This window comes from Streptomyces sp. NPDC093252, assembly GCF_040683675.1.
Classification (GTDB): domain Bacteria; phylum Actinomycetota; class Actinomycetes; order Streptomycetales; family Streptomycetaceae; genus Streptomyces.
The window spans coordinates 186,841-203,097 of sequence record NZ_JBFBEM010000013.1 but is presented as its reverse complement, the minus strand read 5'-3'; the positions used below and the strand labels follow the sequence as shown (position 1 = coordinate 203,097).

Below are 16,257 nucleotides of genomic sequence, written 5' to 3'. Positions count from 1 at the left end.
GCGGAACTGGGATTCACCTGTCCCCGCCGGGGAGGCCGTAGGCGTCGGCGATCAGCTCGTAGGAGCGCAGCCGCAGTGCGCTGCCGGGGGTGTTGCCGGTGATCATCAGCTCGTCGGCGCCGGTGCGCTTCTGGAGGTCGTTCAGCCCGGCCGCCACCTCGTCCGGGGTGCCGTGGACGATGTCGGCGTTCCAGGAGTCGATGAAGTCCTGCTCCATCGGGCTGAACGTGTACGCCGCCGCCTCCTCGGCCGTCGGGATCAGCCCCGGGCGGCCGGTGCGCAGCCGGACCATGCCGAGCGCGGACGCCTTGATCTGGCGGCGGGCCTCCGCCGGGTCCTCGGTGGCGAGGGCGTTGACGCCGATCAGTGCGTAGGGCTCCGCCAGGAGCGGGGACGGCTGGAAGGACTCGCGGTACAGATCGAGCGCGGGGACGGTGTTGCGGGCGGAGAAGTGGTGGGCGAAGGCGAACGGCAGGCCCAGCAGGCCGGCCAGCCGGGCACTGAAACCGGAGGAGCCGAGCAGCCAGACCGGCGGGCGGTGCGGGGACTGGACCCCGCCGGGGGCGGTGCCCTGGACCGGGCCGGGGACCGCGTGGATCCGGCGGTAGGGGTGACCGTCGGGGAAGTCGTCGTCCAGGAAGCGGATCAGTTCCGCGAGCTGCTGGGGGAAGTCGTCGGCGCCCTCGTGGAGGGTGTCGGTGCGGCGCAGGGCGGCGGCGGTGGGGCCGTCGGTGCCGGGGGCGCGGCCGAGGCCGAGGTCGATCCGGCCGGGGGCGAGGGCCTCCAGGGTGCCGAACTGCTCCGCGATGACCAGGGGGGCGTGGTTGGGGAGCATGACACCGCCGGAGCCGAGGCGGATGCGGGTGGTGTGGGCGGCGAGATGGGCAAGGATCACGGCCGGTGAGGTGCTGGCCACGCCGGGCATGGAGTGGTGTTCGGCGACCCAGTAGCGGTGGTATCCGCGGGATTCGGCGAGGCGGGAGAGGGCGACGCTGGTGCGCAGGGCGTCGGTGGCGGTGCTGCCGCTGGAGACGGTGGCGAGGTCCAGGACGGAGAGGGGGACGGGGGCGGTGCCGTGGGGTGTGCCGGGGATGTCTTGTGCTGCTGCCGCCACGGGGGTCCTCCGGGGTGGGGTCGGATTTCGGTTCCCCGCGCTAACAGGGGACTGTCTCCGGTTATTCCCCGGGCCTGAAGAGTGCCGGTGGGCGGAGGGCCGGTCGCACCGCTAGACCTGCACGATCGGTTCGCGGGTGAAGAGGTGGCCCAGGCCCGGGGAGTTGACCCTGCGGTCGGTCAGGCGCAGGGCCTCCCAGACCGTGGTCTGGCTGGTGGTGAGGACCGGGCGGGCGAGACGGGCCTCCAGGGCGTCGATATGGGCGGCCGTCTGGAGGGCGGGGTCGGGCAGGAGCAGGGCCTGCGCGTCGGGGGTGAGGGCCTCGGCGGCCAGGGCACGGAGGTCGGCGTCCGGGGTGCCGGTGGCGACCCGGGTGATGCGGAGGCCCGCGGCGGTCAGGAAGTCCGTGAAGCGGGCGGTGTCCGGGTCGGGGCCGGTCGCAACCACCGCCACCCGGGTCGCGCCCAGCTCCTTCGCCGCGTTGACGAAGGCCAGCGGGGTGGCGGAGGCGGGCATCCCGGCGGCCAGGGCCAGGGTGCGGACCTGTGCGCGGGCGGCCCCCGGGTCGGCGGGCGCGGGGCCGGTCCAGACGACGGCCTCGGCACCGGTCAGCCGCAGCCGCTCCGCGGTGGCCGCCAGCCGGTCACCGGGCTCCAGCTCGGTGAGATCGGTGAGATCGGTCGGGACGACATCCAGCCGGATATCACTGCCGAGCAGTTGTTCGATACGCGGGTAGTCGTCCGCGGGGGCGTCGCCCGGGTGGAGGAATCCGAGTGCGGTCATGTCCCATGCCTTCCTGCTGCGCGTCAGCGTCTCCCGCCCCACTGTCCGGGTACCCGTCCGGCACGCCGTCGCGGGCATGGGTCACCTGGGTGGCGGAGATCCGCGTTCCGGCGCGCGGGAAAACGTCAAGGTCTCATTTCGGTGACTGTTCCATCACATCGGGCCGGGTCCGGGCATAGCTCGCCGCTGCCGGGCAGGCGGAGGGACTGGTCGCGACCGGTTCACAGGCACCCGATCTGGAGGCACGTCCATGTCCGTCATCCCCCATCCGACCCGCAGGGGTTTCCTCACCAGAACGGCCGCGGTCGGTGGTGCGCTCGCGGTGCCGGGGCTGCTGGCCGGGTGCACCAGGACCGACGCGGGCGGTGCGGCGGCCGGGCTGGACAGGCTGCGGGAGCAGGGCCACATCCGGGTCGCCTACGCCAATGAGGCGCCGTACGGCTATGAGGAGGACGGGCAGCTCAAGGGGGAGGCGCCGACCCTGCACCGGGAGATCTTCCGGGCGCTGGGCGTGGCCGAGCTGCGGCCGACGTTCTCCGAGTGGGACGGGCTGATCCCGGGGCTCCAGGCCGGCAAGTACGACGTCATCAGCGCCGGGATGGCGATCACCCCGGAGCGCTGCGCGAAGGCGCTCTTCTCCGATCCGGAGTTCATCTCGCCGACCGCGCTGCTGGTCCAGCGGGGCAATCCGAAGCAGCTCACCGATCTGGCGTCGGCGAAGGAGTCCGGTGCGGCCATCGGGGTGATGTCGGGGGCGGTGGAGAAGACCTACGCCACCGGCGCCGGGATCCCCGACGGTTCGCTGAAGACGCTCCAGAAGCCGCAGGACGGGGCCGACGCGGTCAAGGCCGGGCGGATCGACGCGTTTCTGCTGACCGGCATCTCGCTCAACTGGCTCGCCCGCAACAACAGCGGCCTGGAGGTGACCGAGTCGTTCGTGCCGGAGGTCGACGGGGTCAAGCAGTACAGCCCCGGCGGCGCGGTGTTCCGGCAGGGCGCCGAGGAGGTCCGGGACGCCTTCAACCGGGAGCTGAGGAAGATCGTCTCGGACCGGGGCCGGTATGTGGAGCTGCTCGGCGCGTACGGCTTCGGCGAGGACACCATCCCGCCGGCCGATCTGAAGACCGCCGATCTGTGCAGGGCGTGACGGGGACCCGCGCGCATGGCTGACTTCTACGCCTACTTCTTCGGCCATCTGCCCGAGGTGTGGTCGGGCCTCGGGGTGACCGTCGCCGCCACCGTCCTGGGCTCGGCGCTGGCGCTCGCGCTGGCCTTCGCCCTCGGGTTCATGGCACGCGCCCGCCCGGTGGTGGTGCGGGGCACCTCCCGGGTGGCGGTGGAGTTCTTCCGCGGCACCTCGCTCTATGTCCAACTCTTCTGGCTGTACTACGCGTTCCCGCTGCTCGTCGGGTACGAGCTGTCGCCGCTGCTGTGCGGGGTGGTGGCGTTCGGCCTCAACTACGGGGCGTACGGCTCCGAGGTGGTGCGGGGCGCGCTGAACGCCGTACCGAAGGCGCAGTGGGAGGCGGCGGTGGCGCTGAACATGTCTCCGGGGCAGCGGATGCGGCGGGTGGTCCTGCCGCAGGCGTGGCCGCAGATGATTCCGCCGTTCACCAATCTGCTGATCCAACTGCTGAAGTGCACGCCGCTGCTGTGGCTGATCTCGGCGGCCGATCTGACGACGGTGGTGCAGCGGATGCGGGACCGCACGGGTGAGTCGGCCGCCGCCTATCTGACCCTGCTGGTCCTGTACTTCGTGCTGGCGTACGCGCTGACGCTGCTGATGAACGCCCTGGAGCGGCGGGCCAAGGCCCGGCTGACCGGGGGCGGCGACCGGCGTGCGCGGCCCGCGGTGGCGAAGGCGGGCGCGACGGCGGGAGGCGCCCGGTGACCTACGACTGGGACTGGAACGCCGTACGCGATTCGCTGCCGCTGCTCTGGCAGGGGTTCCGGACGACGCTGCTGGCGACGGTGCTGGGCACACTGGTGGCGGCGGTGCTGGGGCTGGTGGCGGCCCTCGCCGCACGGGCGCCGGCCCGGCTGGTGTCGCTGCCGGTCAGGGCGGTGATGGAGTTCGTGCGGTCGACCCCGCTGCTGGTGCAGTTGGTGGGTGCCTACGCGGTGTTCAGCAGCGTCGATCCGCTGACCATCGGGGTGGTGGTGCTGGGCATCCACTACGCGTCCTATCTGGCCGAGGTCTACCGGGCCGGGATCGACGCCGTGCCCGCGGGGCAGTGGGAGGCGTCCCGGGCACTGTCGCTGTCGCCGCGGCGGACCTGGCAGTCGGTGATCCTGCCGCAGGCCGTGCGCAAGGTGCTGCCCGCGCTCGGCAACTACGCGATCTCCATGTTCAAGGAGACACCCTTCCTGGCCGTGATCACGGTCACCGAGATGGTCGCCGAGGCCCGGGAGTACGGGGCGTACCACTTCGCCTACGTCGAGACCTTCACCCTGGCGGGCCTGATCTTCCTGCTGGCGAGCTACCCGACCTCGCTGCTGATGAGACGACTGGAGAAGCGCCTTGGCCACTGACGCCACCGATGCGACCGATGCCGCCGACGCCACCCGTGCCCCCGACCCGCTGCGGAAGACCGCCGCGCCGGGCGGCCCGCTGATCGAGTTCGACCGGGTCGTCAAGCGGTACGGCGACCATGTGGTGCTCGATCACCTCGACTTCGCCGTCGAGCGCGGCCGGCATGTGACCCTGATCGGGCCGAGCGGCTCCGGCAAGACCACCATCCTGCGGCTGCTGATGACGCTGGAGCAGGTCAGCTCCGGGACCATCACGGTGGACGGCACCCCGCTGTCCCACATGCCGGGCGGCCCGGACGGGCGGCTGCGGCCGGCGAGCGAGAAGTACCAGCGGGAGATCCGCCGGAAGATCGGGATGGTCTTCCAGCAGTTCAATCTCTTCCCGAACATGAACGTCCTGCGGAACATCACCGAGGCCCCGGTCACCGTGCTGGGCATCGAGCGCGACCGGGCCGAGGAGCGGGCCCGTGAGCTGCTGGAACTGGTCGGGCTGAGCGACAAGGTGGACGCCCGTCCGACCCAGCTCTCCGGCGGTCAGCAGCAGCGGGTGGCCATCGCCCGCGCGCTGGCCATGAGCCCGGAGATCCTGCTCCTGGACGAGGTCACCTCGGCACTGGACCCGGAACTGGTGGCGGGGGTGCTGGACGTCCTGCGGGACATCGCCCGCAGTACGGACATCACGCTGCTGTGCGTGACCCATGAGATGAATTTCGCCAGGGACATCTCGGACACCGTACTGATGTTCGACGCGGGCCGGGTGATCGAGGCGGGACCCCCGGAGCGGATCTTCGGCGACCCGGAGCAGGCGCGGACCCGGGAGTTCCTGGGCGCGGTGCTGTGACATCGGCGGGGGTGGGCGAGGGGAGCCGGGGAGGCGGAGGGGCCAGCCGGGGAGGGCGAGGGGGCCGAGGGGGCGCGCTCGCCGGTGGCGGCGCCTTCGGCGGCCGGAGCGGACGCGTTCTCGCCAAGACCCTCTCCCCCGCGGGCACCCGCCGGTTATCGTGGAAAGGATCCGCCGACCCGGATCACGGCCCGAGCGACCGGGGGGACACCGTGGCGCTGACGCACGAGCCGACGGCCCCGTACCACTCGGCGCAGGACGCCCTCAGGGTCCTGGAGACGGTGGCACGGCACTCCACCGGGGTCACCGACACCGAACTGGCCCGCGCCACCCGCCTCACCCCACCCCGGCTGACCGCCCTGCTGCGGATGCTGCGCCGCGAGGGCTATGTCGAGCAGACCGCCGACGGCACCCATGTCACCGGCGAGGCGCTCACCCGGCTCGGCGGCTCGCACCGGCCCGAGCAGGCGCTGCGGGCCCAGCTCCAGCGCACCCTGGACCGGCTGCGCGACTCGGTCGGCGCCGCCGTCTACCTCAGCCGGTACATCGACGGCGAGGTCAGGATCACCCAGTACGCGGCGGGACCGGGCACCCCGGTCGTCCATGAGTGGGTGGACTTCCGCCGCTCCGCGCACGCCACCGCGCTCGGCAAGAGCCTGCTCGGCCAGCTCGACCACAACGGGCGGCGCGACCATCTCTCCCGGCACCGCGCGGTCCGGCTCACCTCGCGCACCATCACCAGTGACGCGCTGCTGCTGTCCCGGCTCGCCGCCCAGCCCCCGACCGTGCCGGTGCTGGACCTCCAGGAGTACGCGATCGGCACGGTCTGCGCGGCCGTCCCGCTCACCGCGGGCTCCTCGGCCGGCTGTCTGGCCCTGTCGCTGCCGGTCGAGCACGCCCACCGGCTGCGCCAGGCGGCGGACACCCTGAACCGCAACGCGGCGCCGGTCCTGCTGTCCCTGGCGATCTGAGCCGCTCAGGCCCGCTCAGGCCCGCGCGGGCGGGGGCGGAAGCACCCCCGGGGAGCGGGTACTATTTTCTCTGTCGCCGGGCGCGGAAGCGTTTCGGCGGGAGTCATGCGCCGCTAGCTCAGTTGGTTAGAGCAGCTGACTCTTAATCAGCGGGTCCGGGGTTCGAGTCCCTGGCGGCGCACCGACGAAGGGCCTCTCGTGGGAGTGAGAGGCCCTTCGACGTATGTCCGGGGACATCGGCTTGCGGAGTCAGTGGACGTCGTCCGGGCCGCGCCCCTCCGCCGAAGCGGAGCGGGTCGCACACCGGCACCGGGGAGCGGTGCCGGTGTGCGCGGGGGTCGGCCCGGTCTGCGGCGGAGCGATCAGAAGGTGACGTCCGAGCAGGCGTAGAAGGCGTTCGTCGTGTCGGCGACGCTCCAGACCGCCACGATGACGTGCCGTCCGCTCAGGCCCGAGGGGATGGTGCCCGAGTGGGACAGGGTGGACGGCGGGCGCTGCCCGTTGTAGGGGACGGTGAGGAACGGGGTCAGGTTGAGGTCGGCCCGGGTGAGGTTGCGGTTCTGGTTCCAGCCCGGCTTGGTGATGTAGTACTTGAAGTCGCTCGTGGCGTGCATGGCGGTGAACTGCCAGCGGAAGTTGTAGCTCTGACCGCCGGTCACCCTGGTGGCGGGCCAGGCCGCACCGGACGGCGTCTTCGGCGCGCTGAGCTGGGCGAACTGCCCCAGACCCGCGTTGCATATCGAGCCGTCGGCGGGACCGCTGGACGGGAAGCCCTTCGGCCCCTCGACACTCTGCGGTTCCCACTGGATGTTGCCGCAGTTGGTGACGGTGCCGTTCTGGCACGCCTTCTGCCGGCTGAGGGGGAGATCGGTGTAGCCGTGGCTGGAGGCACCACCGGATGAGAGCACGAGGGCTCCGGTGGTCGCCATTCCCACCGCGGCGGCGTACAGCTTGGTCCTAGTGCGCATGTCTGCCGCTCCTGGAGAGAACGTGGGGGTGAAACGTGGGGGTGTTCCGTGAGCCGTGCAGGTCTAGACCAAGCATCAATGTATTGCTGAGCGTTGAACATGTCCATACCAATCTCGGAACCCGGGCCCAGGCAGGGCACGTGTCAGCGCCGTCCGTGCGGGGGGCGTGACGGTGGCGGGGGGATGGTGTGGACGGTCAGTGCGCGGGGTCGCCGCCCCCCGTCCGGCCCGAGCAGAAGGCGACCGTCAAGTCCCGGACCAGGACTTTGCGTTCGTAGTCGTCCAGCTCCACCAGACCGCGCATGGTCAGCCGGGTGACCGTGTCCTCGACCGAGTCGACGACCGAGGTGAGCAGGGTCGCCCGCTGCTGGGCGTCCAGGGCGGCGATCCGGCGGCGGTGCATCGCCGCCGCCATCTCCGGCGCGTACTCCACCCGTACCGGCTGGACCGAGAAGACCTCCAGGCCCACCGCCGCCGCGTCCGCCGCGACCAGCCGGGTCAGGGCCTCCCCCGCCACCGAGGCCCGCGTGGTGCCCGGCATCTCCACCGGGACCCGGGCCAGCGCCGCCTCCACGCACTCGCGCAGATAGCCCTCGTGGTCCTCGACGCCCAGGACGGCCCGCGCGGTGTCCCGCACCCGCCACACCACCAGCACCACCACCCGCAGCGCGACCCCGCCGGGCTCGGCCGCGTGCAGCGGATCGCTGCGCCAGTGCCGCAGCCGGACATCCACCCGGCGGCGGAGCAGCAGCGGGTTCACCCACATCAGGCCGGTGCGGCGGACCGTCCCCCGGTAGCGGCCGAACAGGCCCAGCACCCAGGCCCGTCCGGTCCCGCCCCGGGCCAGCCCGCCGAAGCCGAACAGCCCCAGCGCCCCGGCGCCCGCGTACGCCGCCCACTGCGCCGGACCCAGCCCGGCCCCCGCCCCGGCGGCGGGGAGACCGAGCGCCGCCCCGGTCAGCGGGGGCAGCACCCCGGCCCACCACGAGGTGGCCACACAGCCGGCCGCGCCGCACAGCCCGGCCAGCACCCCGGCCGTCGCGGGCAGCACCCGGGCCGGGCGCTCGGCCAGGTCCGGGTCGACCTGCGCGACCGGGCGGGCCTTCGCCGGTACCGGGCGGCGCACGCGCGGCTGCTCTCCGGTGCCCTGGCGCCGGTTCACCACCGCCGGGCGCAGCGGCACCGGCTGGGGGTCGGGGTCGTCGCGGAAGAGGAGGTGGACCGGGATCTCGGTGGTCACCTCGTTCTGGATCAGCCGGGGCGACGGACGGCACGGCCACGGCGGCTCGGGGACCTCCGCGTGGTCCGGGGCGGGCTGCTCGTCCAGGGGAACGTCAGGCGAGGGGTTCGGGTTCATGGGTGGGTCCAGCCTCCGCGACGGATGCCTGATGTGTGGTGTGTGATGTGTGATGTGTGGTGCGTGGTACGGGGTAGGTGGTGCGTGACGTGTGATGCCTGATGCCTGATGACGGTGGGGAACGGGGGAGGGGTAGGGGCAGGGGTGGTCGGGGGCTCGCCCGGCGGGTTCAGCGGAACAGGCGGCGCCAGGTCTCCGGGCCCGGGTAGCCATCCGCCGCCGCGCCGCGCCATCCCTGCGCCCGCTGGAACGCCTCCACCGCGCGGCGGTCCGCCTCGCCCCAGAGGGGACCGGGGCCGGTCGCGTAGAAACGGCCGTATCCCTTCTCGACGAGCCGCTCCCCGAGCCGGGTGACGGACGGGCTGTCCGCGCCGGGGCGGAAGACCGCGCCGCCGGGGTAGGCGGGCACCGTCCCCTGCGGCTTGGCGGACGCGGGGGTGGGCCTCGCCGGAGAAGGGGGCTTGGGCTTGGGTTTCGTAGGGGCCTGGGGGCCCGCCGCCGCTGCCGCCGGGATGCTCCTGCCCTTGCCCGTCACCAGCAGGTCCCAGGTCTTCGGGCCGGGGATGCCGTCCGCCGCCGTGCCCGTCCAGCCCTGGGCCTGCTGGAACGCCTGGGTGGCCCGGAGGTCGGCGTTCGTCCAGACCGGGCCGGGGCCAGAGGTGTAGAACCGGCCGCCGCCCCGCTTGACCAGCATCTGGCCGAGCTGGGTGACGTACTTGTTGTTGGCGCCCGGCCCGAAGGACGCGGCCCCCGGGAACGGGGTGGCCGCCGGGGCCGGGGTCACCGGGGTCGCCGGGGTCGGGGGCTGCGGCTTGGCGGCCACCGGCTCCTTCTCTCCGGTGCCGGTGTCCGTGCCCTCCGTCACCGCCACGCCCTTGTAGCGGTACGGGACGTAGCGGTCCGAGTTCGACCAGTAGGCGTAGGGCGTCGACTGCTTGCGGGCGTGGGGAGGCGTGGATTCGTAGGCGGTGTAGTAGGTGTGGGTGTAGTCCGTCCAGCCGCCGAAAATAACGACGTGCGAGCCCTTCTCGGGGTTCGCGGGATTGTGGAAGAGCAGCATGTCGCCGGGCTGGAGTTCCTCCTTGGAAATCTTCACCCCGTACTTGTCCAGGGACCCGGTCCATTCGTTCCCGGCGAGTTTCCAGGCCATCGAGACAAAGCCGGAGCAGTCCTGCCGATATCCGTCGGTCCAGTACTTCGACATGCTGTACGGCACCTTCGCCGCGACCCAGGTCTTGGCCCGGTTGATGATCTCGGCCCGGGTGATCGACCCCGGCGTGGGCTCCACCTGGGGCGCCGGACGGCCGCCGGGACCGTGCAGCGGGGCCTTGCCGCCCTGGGGGGTGTCCGGCCCGTCGGCTGCGGGAACCGCAGGTCGGCCGGGGGTCTGGGGGGCCGCGACGGCCGGCAGGGCCTGCCCGGCACCGAGGGCGGCGCTCGCCGCGACGGCCACCACCACGGCCCGCTGGGCGCCACGCAGCGCGCCCGGGGACACATACGCCGACTGCGGGGAGAATCCCGCGAGGGGCCGCCGGTGGCGGCAGCCGGGGCAATCGCAGTCGCCCGCCGGTTCGATTTCCTCGAATACCGGAGGCTTCATGCGATTCCCCTCACACTTCTGCTCGACATCTCCGCACCTGTGCACGTGATCAGCCTTTCCCAACTGTCACCGGGGCGCGCATTCTGACGGTCCGAATGATGTACTCCGGCGGTCCGGGAGGGGCCGGGGGCCGGTTCCGGCGCCGCCGTCCGGGGTTCCGTGGTCACGAGCACCCCCGGCGGTCCGGTAAAGTTTCCGGGGTCAGCAGGCGCCGCTAGCTCAGTTGGTTAGAGCAGCTGACTCTTAATCAGCGGGTCCGGGGTTCGAGTCCCTGGCGGCGCACGACACGGCAGGCCCCCTCCATCCGGAGGGGGCCTGTTCGCTTTCCCCCGCCGCTCCCGCCCCTTCCTCCGACCGCTCCTCCCGGCCGCCCCCGACCGCCCCCGGACACTCCGGCACACGCTCCCGCACACACTCCCGCCCGACTCCGCACCCACGCATTACTTTCGTCACATATGACAGACAAATGACCGTTAAATACGGTGTAGAGCGTCTTGCGATCATGCCGAACGCCGTAGAACCCTGGCAGGGAAGAGGCGGCGGAGGCGCGCCTGTTGGGGGGGCGGGGCATCCGGTCGCTGTTCGGCGCGGGGCGGAGCGCGGGAGAAGGGGGCCCGTATCTGAACCGATGCCGAGGGGGGGCATCATGCAACCGACAGGGCGCTGTGCCATGTCTATAAAGTGTGGACGACGTGGTGACGGTGGCCCACCACACACACGTCCGTGAAGGTCGAGGGGGACCGAGCGGACGGCAGACGAACCGACAGACACGCGGGTGACCCGCGTGTGGGGGGATGACTCATGACGTCGAGGCCGACGGGCGCCCGGGACGACTCGGACCCGTCCCGGACCACCCAGCTCCGGGTGGACTCGCTGCGCACGGGCAACACAGGCGCCTTCCGCCGCATCAAGAAGACCCTGCCCCGGTACGACTACGAGCACTACAGCCGGCTCGCGGGCCCCCTCACCCAGCCCGATCCCGGCAAGCCCTACAAGGTCCAGTACCGGTCCCTGATCTCCCAGGAGCCGCACCGGATACGCGTGGCCCTGATGCTGGCGGCGGCCCCCCTGCTGTCGCTGGTCCTGCTGGCCTGGCTGCTCCAGCCCGCGCACTGGACCGAACGCGACTACCCGGCCTACGACTTCCTGCCGGCCCTCGATGTCGTGATGCTGGTCTCGATCGGTCTGATCGAGTTCTTCCGCTGTATGAACGTGCTGTCCAACGCGCACGCCACCCTCGTCGCCCGGGACCCGGTCCCGGTGGTGCCGGAGACCGGCACCCGGGTCGCCTTCCTGACCTCCTTCGTGCCCGGCAAGGAGCCGCTGGAGATGGTGACCAAGACCCTGGAGGCGGCCGTCAAGCTGCGCCACCGGGGTCTGATGCACGTCTGGCTGCTGGACGAGGGCGACGACCCGGATGTGAAGGAGGTGTGCGCCCGGCTCGGCGTCCACCACTTCTCCCGCAAGGGCGTCGCCAAGTGGAACCAGGCCAAGGGCCCGCACCGCGCCAAGACCAAGCACGGCAACTACAACGCCTGGCTGGAGGCGCACGGCGACGACTACGACTTCTTCGCCTCCGTCGACACCGACCACGTCCCCCTGCCGAACTACCTGGAGCGGATGCTCGGCTTCTTCCGCGACCCGGACGTCGGCTTCGTCATCGGCCCGCAGGTCTACGGCAACTACGACTCCTTCGTCACCAAGGCCGCCGAGTCCCAGCAGTTCCTGTTCCACGCCCTGATCCAGCGGGCCGGGAACAAGTACGGCGCCCCGATGTTCGTCGGCACCTCCAACGCGGTCAGGATCAGGGCCCTCAAGCAGATCGGCGGGCTCTACGACTCGATCACCGAGGACATGGCGACCGGGTTCGAGATCCACCGCGCGAAGAACCCGGCCACCGGCCGCAAGTGGCGCTCGGTCTACACCCCGGACGTCCTCGCGGTCGGCGAGGGCCCGAGCGCCTGGACGGACTTCTTCACCCAGCAGATGCGCTGGTCACGGGGTACGTACGAGACGATCCTCAAGCAGTACTGGAAGGGCTGGTACTCGCTGCCGCCGAGCAAGCTCTTCAACTACACCATGATGATCATCTTCTATCCGATGTCCGCCCTGAACTGGATCCTGGCCGCGCTGAGCTGCGCCCTGTTCCTGGGCCTCGGCGCCTCGGGTGTGAACATCGACCCGGTGGTGTGGCTGATGCTCTACGGCAACGCCTCCGCGCTCCAGATCGGCCTGTACGTCTGGAACCGCCGCCACAATGTCTCCCCGCACGAGCCGGAGGGCTCCGGCGGGGTGGCCGGCATGGTGATGTCGGCGCTGTCCGCGCCGCTGTACGCGAAGGCGCTGATCGACTCGGCGCTGCGGCGCAAGAGCAAGTTCGTGGTGACGCCCAAGGGCGACTCGGCCAGCCCCGACCGCTGGTTCGGGACCTTCCGCTACCACTGGTACTTCATCCTGATCTTCGGTGCCTCGATCGGCGCCGGTTTCGCCTTCGGCCACGCCCATCCGGCGATGATCATCTGGGCGATCTTCGCCATGCTGATCACCGCGACCCCGATCTTCGCGTGGCGCTGGTCGCTGCGCGAGGCGAAGAAGCGGCCCGCGGCGACGGCTCCCGCCGATCCGCAGCAGGCTGCAATGGGAACAGGAGCGGGAGTGGGGTCAGGTGCCGGGGTGGGGGCGGGCGCGGGCGGGCCCGTTGCGGGGCCGCACCAGCAGTACCAGCCGCAGCCGCTGCCCACGGGTGGCCAGGGGACCCCCCGCCATGGCGCGCACGCCGCACCGCACGGATCGCCCGGACCGTTCGCACCGCACGGAGCGTTCGGATCGCACGCGCCGCAGCAGCGGCCCCAGTGGGCCGCCGCCTCCGGTCAGCAGGCGGGCGGAGGCCAGGGCACGCCGGGTGCACCGGGTGCATCGGGTACACCGGCTGCATCGGGTCCGCAGGACGCGGCGGGTGCGACCGGCACGGCCGCCGCGGGCAATAACCAGACCATGCAAATCGCCCTGGGTGGACTTGGGGGACGTAAGGAATGAACGACCGTGGAGGCCGCCGTCGCGCCCGTCGACTCGCGATAGGCACGGTGGTGGTACTCGCGCTGGCCGGGATGAACGGGCCGTGGCTCTACCGCTTCGGCTCGGAGAAATACCACCAGTACCAGATCAACCGACCCGAGTACAAAGCCGAGAACGGCAAGTGGGAGGTCGTCGAGTTTCCCGACGAGTACAAGCAGAACACCATTCACGCGGCCCTGCTGCGGACCGGAAAGGTGCTGCTGGTCGCCGGGTCGGGCAACGACCAGGACAACTTCGACGCGAAGAAGTTCGACACCCGGATCTGGGATCCGGTGAAGGACACCATCAAGAAGGTGCCCACCCCCACGGATCTCTTCTGCACCGGGCACACCCAGCTCGCCAACGGCAATCTCCTGATCGCCGGCGGCACCAAGCGGTACGAGAAACTCAAGGGCGATGTCACCAAGGCCGGTGGCCTGATGGTCGTCCACAACGAGAACCCGGACAAGCCGATCACCCTGCCCGCGGGCACCAAGTTCACCGGCAAGGAGAACGGCAAGACCTTCGTCTCCAAGGACCCGGTGCTGGTGCCGCGCGCGGAGAAGGTCTTCGACCCGGAGACCGGCGCGTTCCTGCGCAACGACCCCGGGCTGGGCCGTATCTATGTCGAGGCGCAGAAGTCCGGCAGCGAGTACGAGACCGGTACCCAGGACAACTACCGGGTGCAGGGCCTCAATGGTGCCGACTCGCGGAACACCTATGGCATCGCGGAGAAACTCGCGCTGGACAAGAAGGATTTCCAGGGCATCCGGGACGCCTATGAGTTCGATCCGATCGCCGAGAAGTACATCAAGGTCGATCCGATGAACGAGGCCCGCTGGTATCCGACGCTCACCACACTCAGCGACGGAAAGGTGCTGAGCGTCTCCGGGCTCGACGACATCGGGCAGCTCGTCCCGGGCAAGAACGAGGTCTACGACCCCGAGACGAAGACCTGGACGTACACCGAGGAGGTCCGGCAGTTCCCGACCTATCCCGCGCTGTTCCTGATGCAGGACGGGAAGATCTTCTACTCGGGCGCGAACGCCGGATACGGACCGGACGACGTGGGGCGCGACCCCGGTATCTGGGACGTGGACACCAATGAGTTCACCAAGGTCCCCGGTATGAGCGACGCGAACATGCTGGAGACCGCGAACAGTGTGCTGCTGCCTCCGGCCCAGGACGAGAAGTACATGGTCATCGGGGGTGGCGGGGTCGGTGAGTCGCAGTTGTCCAGCGAGAAGACCCGGATCGCCGATCTGAAGGCCGACGAACCGGAGTTCGTGGACGGGCCCTCGCTGGAGAAGGGGACGCGCTATCCGATGGCGTCCGTCCTGCCGGACGATTCCGTGCTGATCTCGGGCGGGTCCGAGGACTACCGGGGGCGCGGGGACTCCAATATCCTCCAGGCCCATCTGTACGACACCGAGTCGAACTCGATGGAGCGGGTCGCCGATCCGCTGGTCGGCCGGAACTACCACTCCGGGTCGATCCTGCTGCCGGACGGGCGGGTGATGTTCTTCGGGTCCGACTCGCTCTACGCGGACAAGGCGAACACCAAGCCCGGGGAGTTCGAGCAGCGGATCGAGATCTATACGCCGCCGTATCTGTACCAGGGGGCGCAGCCGACGCTGTCCGGCGGGCCGGACAGTATCGAGCGGGGGGAGTCGGCGACGTTCACCTCCCAGCATGCTTCGTCGCTGAAGAACGCACGGCTGATCCGGCCCAGCGCTTCCACGCATGTCACGGATGTGGATCAGCGGTCCATCGCGCTGGACATGGAGGTGTCCGGGGACGAGGTGACGGTCACTGTGCCGGAGAGTCGGAATCTGGTGCAGGCGGGGTGGTACATGTTGTTTGTTACGGATGATCAGGGGACGCCGAGTCAGGCTCAGTGGGTTCGGATTCCGTAACCGGGACAGAGACGCTCCCGCAGGTTGTTTTCAACCTGCGGGAGCGGTGTGGTTTCTCGCGCCCCTTCAGGGCGTTGTGGCTTGCGCCAGTTTCATGGCGTAGTCCGGCCACCATTCGCCTGCCTTGGGGCCGCCCTTGCATTCGCCGTCTGATTCTCCGGGGCGTTTGACCCAGACGTAGGCGTCCACCAAGGGGTCGGCTGTTTTGGTGGTCGGGGTTTCGCCGAGGGCACGGCCCGGGGGGTTGCACCAGCGTTCGTTGGGGTCGCCCTCGGTGTAGGGGCCCTTGCCGTTGCGGCTGGTGTCTATGACGAAGGGCTTGTTGCCTATCTTGGCGGAGAGCTGCTTGCCGTAGGCGATGGAATCGTCGGTGGTGTAGAAGTTCGAGACATTCACCGAGAAACCGTCGGCCTGCGCGATCCCGGCCCGGTTCAGGGGGTCGAAGATCTGGTCGGGGTGGCCCCAGCCCGCGTTGCCCGCGTCGAGATAGACCTGGGTGGCGGAGAGGCCGCCGAGCTTCTCTATGGCGTACTTGAGGAGGTCGTAGCGCTCCTCGTGGAACTCGCCCGGGGTGCAGCCGTCGACCAGGTGCAGGACCGCGTCCGGCTCCAATATCACCGTCGCCGCGCGGGACTCTATGCCCGCCGCCACCCCGTCGATCCAGGCGCGGTAGGCGTTGCCGTCGGCCGCGCCGCCGCCCGAGTACTGGCCGCAGTCGCGGTGCGGGATGTTGTAGAGGACCAGCAGGGCCGTGCGGTCGGCCTCCGCCGCCGCCTCGGTGAAGCCGCGGGCCTGGTCCTCGGGGCTCTCCGGGCTGATCCACTCGCCCGTCGGGTACTGCGCGATCTTACGGATCTCGTCCGCCTCGCTCTGCTTGCCGTCCTCCTCGTAGGAGGCGACCTGCTGCGCCGCGTTGCTGTCCGGGTTGACCCAGAACGGGTCGGCGCCCTTGGGCTGCTGGGTGATCCCGCCGCCCGGTTCGTCGCCGTCGCTCCCGGACGAACAGCCCGCGATCAGCAGCGCCGCGCCCAGTGCCGCGGCGGGCGCGCGCAACCGGCCTGCCCCCCTGCTGCCGTACATCCAACTCCCCCTTGGGTGCACTCGTCCAAGAGGCTCAATCC

General features: G+C 70.7%; 13 protein-coding genes and 2 tRNA genes. 9 read left to right on the top strand and 6 right to left on the bottom strand.

The window, feature by feature from the left end:
* Positions 1-13: 13 nt before the first annotated feature.
* Positions 14-1,114, bottom strand: a complete 1,101-nt coding sequence (locus AB0O01_RS26580) for an LLM class flavin-dependent oxidoreductase (protein WP_365317129.1) — start codon at positions 1,112-1,114, stop codon at positions 14-16.
* Between the two features lie 111 nt (positions 1,115-1,225).
* Positions 1,226-1,897, bottom strand: a complete 672-nt coding sequence (locus AB0O01_RS26575; RefSeq protein WP_365317128.1) for a decarboxylase — start codon at positions 1,895-1,897, stop codon at positions 1,226-1,228.
* Between the two features lie 250 nt (positions 1,898-2,147).
* Here AB0O01_RS26575 and ehuB point away from each other — a divergent pair, with 250 nt between their 5' ends.
* The 6 genes from ehuB to AB0O01_RS26545 all read left to right on the top strand — a co-directional run bounded on the left by ehuB (position 2,148) and on the right by AB0O01_RS26545 (position 6,422).
* A complete protein-coding gene (gene ehuB / locus AB0O01_RS26570; RefSeq protein ID WP_365317127.1) occupies positions 2,148-3,044 on the top strand; it encodes an ectoine/hydroxyectoine ABC transporter substrate-binding protein EhuB in 897 nt (298 codons plus the stop codon).
* 15 nt (positions 3,045-3,059) lie between these two features.
* Positions 3,060-3,788, top strand: a complete 729-nt coding sequence (gene ehuC / locus AB0O01_RS26565; protein WP_365317125.1) for an ectoine/hydroxyectoine ABC transporter permease subunit EhuC — start codon at positions 3,060-3,062, stop codon at positions 3,786-3,788.
* Positions 3,785-4,429 carry an ectoine/hydroxyectoine ABC transporter permease subunit EhuD gene (gene ehuD, locus AB0O01_RS26560; RefSeq protein ID WP_365317123.1) on the top strand — a complete coding sequence of 215 codons (645 nt, stop codon included), beginning with the start codon at positions 3,785-3,787 and terminating at the stop codon, positions 4,427-4,429. Before ehuC ends, ehuD begins: the two co-directional genes overlap by 4 nt.
* A 49-nt stretch (positions 4,430-4,478) precedes the next feature.
* Positions 4,479-5,270: an ectoine/hydroxyectoine ABC transporter ATP-binding protein EhuA gene (ehuA, locus tag AB0O01_RS26555; RefSeq protein ID WP_365317259.1), complete on the top strand. Its 792-nt coding sequence runs from the start codon at positions 4,479-4,481 to the stop codon at positions 5,268-5,270.
* Between the two features lie 212 nt (positions 5,271-5,482).
* On the top strand, positions 5,483-6,241 hold the full coding sequence (locus AB0O01_RS26550) for an IclR family transcriptional regulator C-terminal domain-containing protein (protein ID WP_365317121.1): 759 nt from the start codon (positions 5,483-5,485) through the stop codon (positions 6,239-6,241).
* A gap of 107 nt (positions 6,242-6,348) precedes the next feature.
* Positions 6,349-6,422, top strand: a tRNA-Lys gene (locus AB0O01_RS26545).
* Positions 6,423-6,603: 181 nt separating this feature from the next.
* Here AB0O01_RS26545 and AB0O01_RS26540 read toward each other — a convergent pair.
* The 3 genes from AB0O01_RS26540 to AB0O01_RS26530 all read right to left on the bottom strand — a co-directional run bounded on the left by AB0O01_RS26540 (position 6,604) and on the right by AB0O01_RS26530 (position 10,166).
* Positions 6,604-7,209, bottom strand: coding sequence for a lytic polysaccharide monooxygenase (locus AB0O01_RS26540; protein ID WP_365317119.1), 606 nt, complete (start codon positions 7,207-7,209; stop codon positions 6,604-6,606).
* Between the two features lie 196 nt (positions 7,210-7,405).
* Positions 7,406-8,566: an SPFH domain-containing protein gene (locus tag AB0O01_RS26535; RefSeq protein WP_365317118.1), complete on the bottom strand. Its 1,161-nt coding sequence runs from the start codon at positions 8,564-8,566 to the stop codon at positions 7,406-7,408.
* 169 nt (positions 8,567-8,735) lie between these two features.
* Complete coding sequence (locus tag AB0O01_RS26530; protein WP_365317116.1) at positions 8,736-10,166, bottom strand: peptidoglycan-binding protein; 1,431 nt, start codon at positions 10,164-10,166, stop codon at positions 8,736-8,738.
* 208 nt (positions 10,167-10,374) lie between these two features.
* Between AB0O01_RS26530 and AB0O01_RS26525 the strand changes: the two genes are divergently transcribed.
* The 3 genes from AB0O01_RS26525 to AB0O01_RS26515 all read left to right on the top strand — a co-directional run bounded on the left by AB0O01_RS26525 (position 10,375) and on the right by AB0O01_RS26515 (position 15,136).
* Positions 10,375-10,448, top strand: a tRNA-Lys gene (locus tag AB0O01_RS26525).
* Positions 10,449-10,967: 519 nt separating this feature from the next.
* The gene (locus AB0O01_RS26520) at positions 10,968-13,202 is read left to right on the top strand and encodes a glycosyltransferase family 2 protein (RefSeq protein ID WP_365317115.1); all 2,235 of its coding nucleotides are present in this window, start codon (positions 10,968-10,970) and stop codon (positions 13,200-13,202) included.
* The gene (locus tag AB0O01_RS26515) at positions 13,199-15,136 is read left to right on the top strand and encodes a kelch motif-containing protein (RefSeq protein ID WP_365317113.1); all 1,938 of its coding nucleotides are present in this window, start codon (positions 13,199-13,201) and stop codon (positions 15,134-15,136) included. Before AB0O01_RS26520 ends, AB0O01_RS26515 begins: the two co-directional genes overlap by 4 nt.
* Positions 15,137-15,202: 66 nt before the next feature.
* On the opposite strand, the gene AB0O01_RS26510 is transcribed toward AB0O01_RS26515, so the two are convergent.
* Complete coding sequence (locus tag AB0O01_RS26510) at positions 15,203-16,216, bottom strand: glycoside hydrolase family 6 protein (RefSeq protein WP_365317111.1); 1,014 nt, start codon at positions 16,214-16,216, stop codon at positions 15,203-15,205.
* Between the last annotated feature and the right edge of the window lie 41 nt (positions 16,217-16,257).

What these genes read in the sequence shown, in the direction of transcription:
- AB0O01_RS26575 (WP_365317128.1), bottom strand. Translation starts at nt 1,897, where the DNA reads ATGACCGCACTCGGATTCCTCCACCCGGGCGACGCCCCCGCGGACGAC.
- ehuB (WP_365317127.1), top strand. Translation starts at nt 2,148, where the DNA reads ATGTCCGTCATCCCCCATCCGACCCGCAGGGGTTTCCTCACCAGAACG.
- ehuC (WP_365317125.1), top strand. Translation starts at nt 3,060, where the DNA reads ATGGCTGACTTCTACGCCTACTTCTTCGGCCATCTGCCCGAGGTGTGG.
- AB0O01_RS26540 (WP_365317119.1), bottom strand. Translation starts at nt 7,209, where the DNA reads ATGCGCACTAGGACCAAGCTGTACGCCGCCGCGGTGGGAATGGCGACC.
- AB0O01_RS26535 (WP_365317118.1), bottom strand. Translation starts at nt 8,566, where the DNA reads ATGAACCCGAACCCCTCGCCTGACGTTCCCCTGGACGAGCAGCCCGCC.
- AB0O01_RS26530 (WP_365317116.1), bottom strand. Translation starts at nt 10,166, where the DNA reads ATGAAGCCTCCGGTATTCGAGGAAATCGAACCGGCGGGCGACTGCGAT.
- AB0O01_RS26520 (WP_365317115.1), top strand. Translation starts at nt 10,968, where the DNA reads ATGACGTCGAGGCCGACGGGCGCCCGGGACGACTCGGACCCGTCCCGG.
- AB0O01_RS26515 (WP_365317113.1), top strand. Translation starts at nt 13,199, where the DNA reads ATGAACGACCGTGGAGGCCGCCGTCGCGCCCGTCGACTCGCGATAGGC.
- AB0O01_RS26510 (WP_365317111.1), bottom strand. Translation starts at nt 16,216, where the DNA reads ATGTACGGCAGCAGGGGGGCAGGCCGGTTGCGCGCGCCCGCCGCGGCA.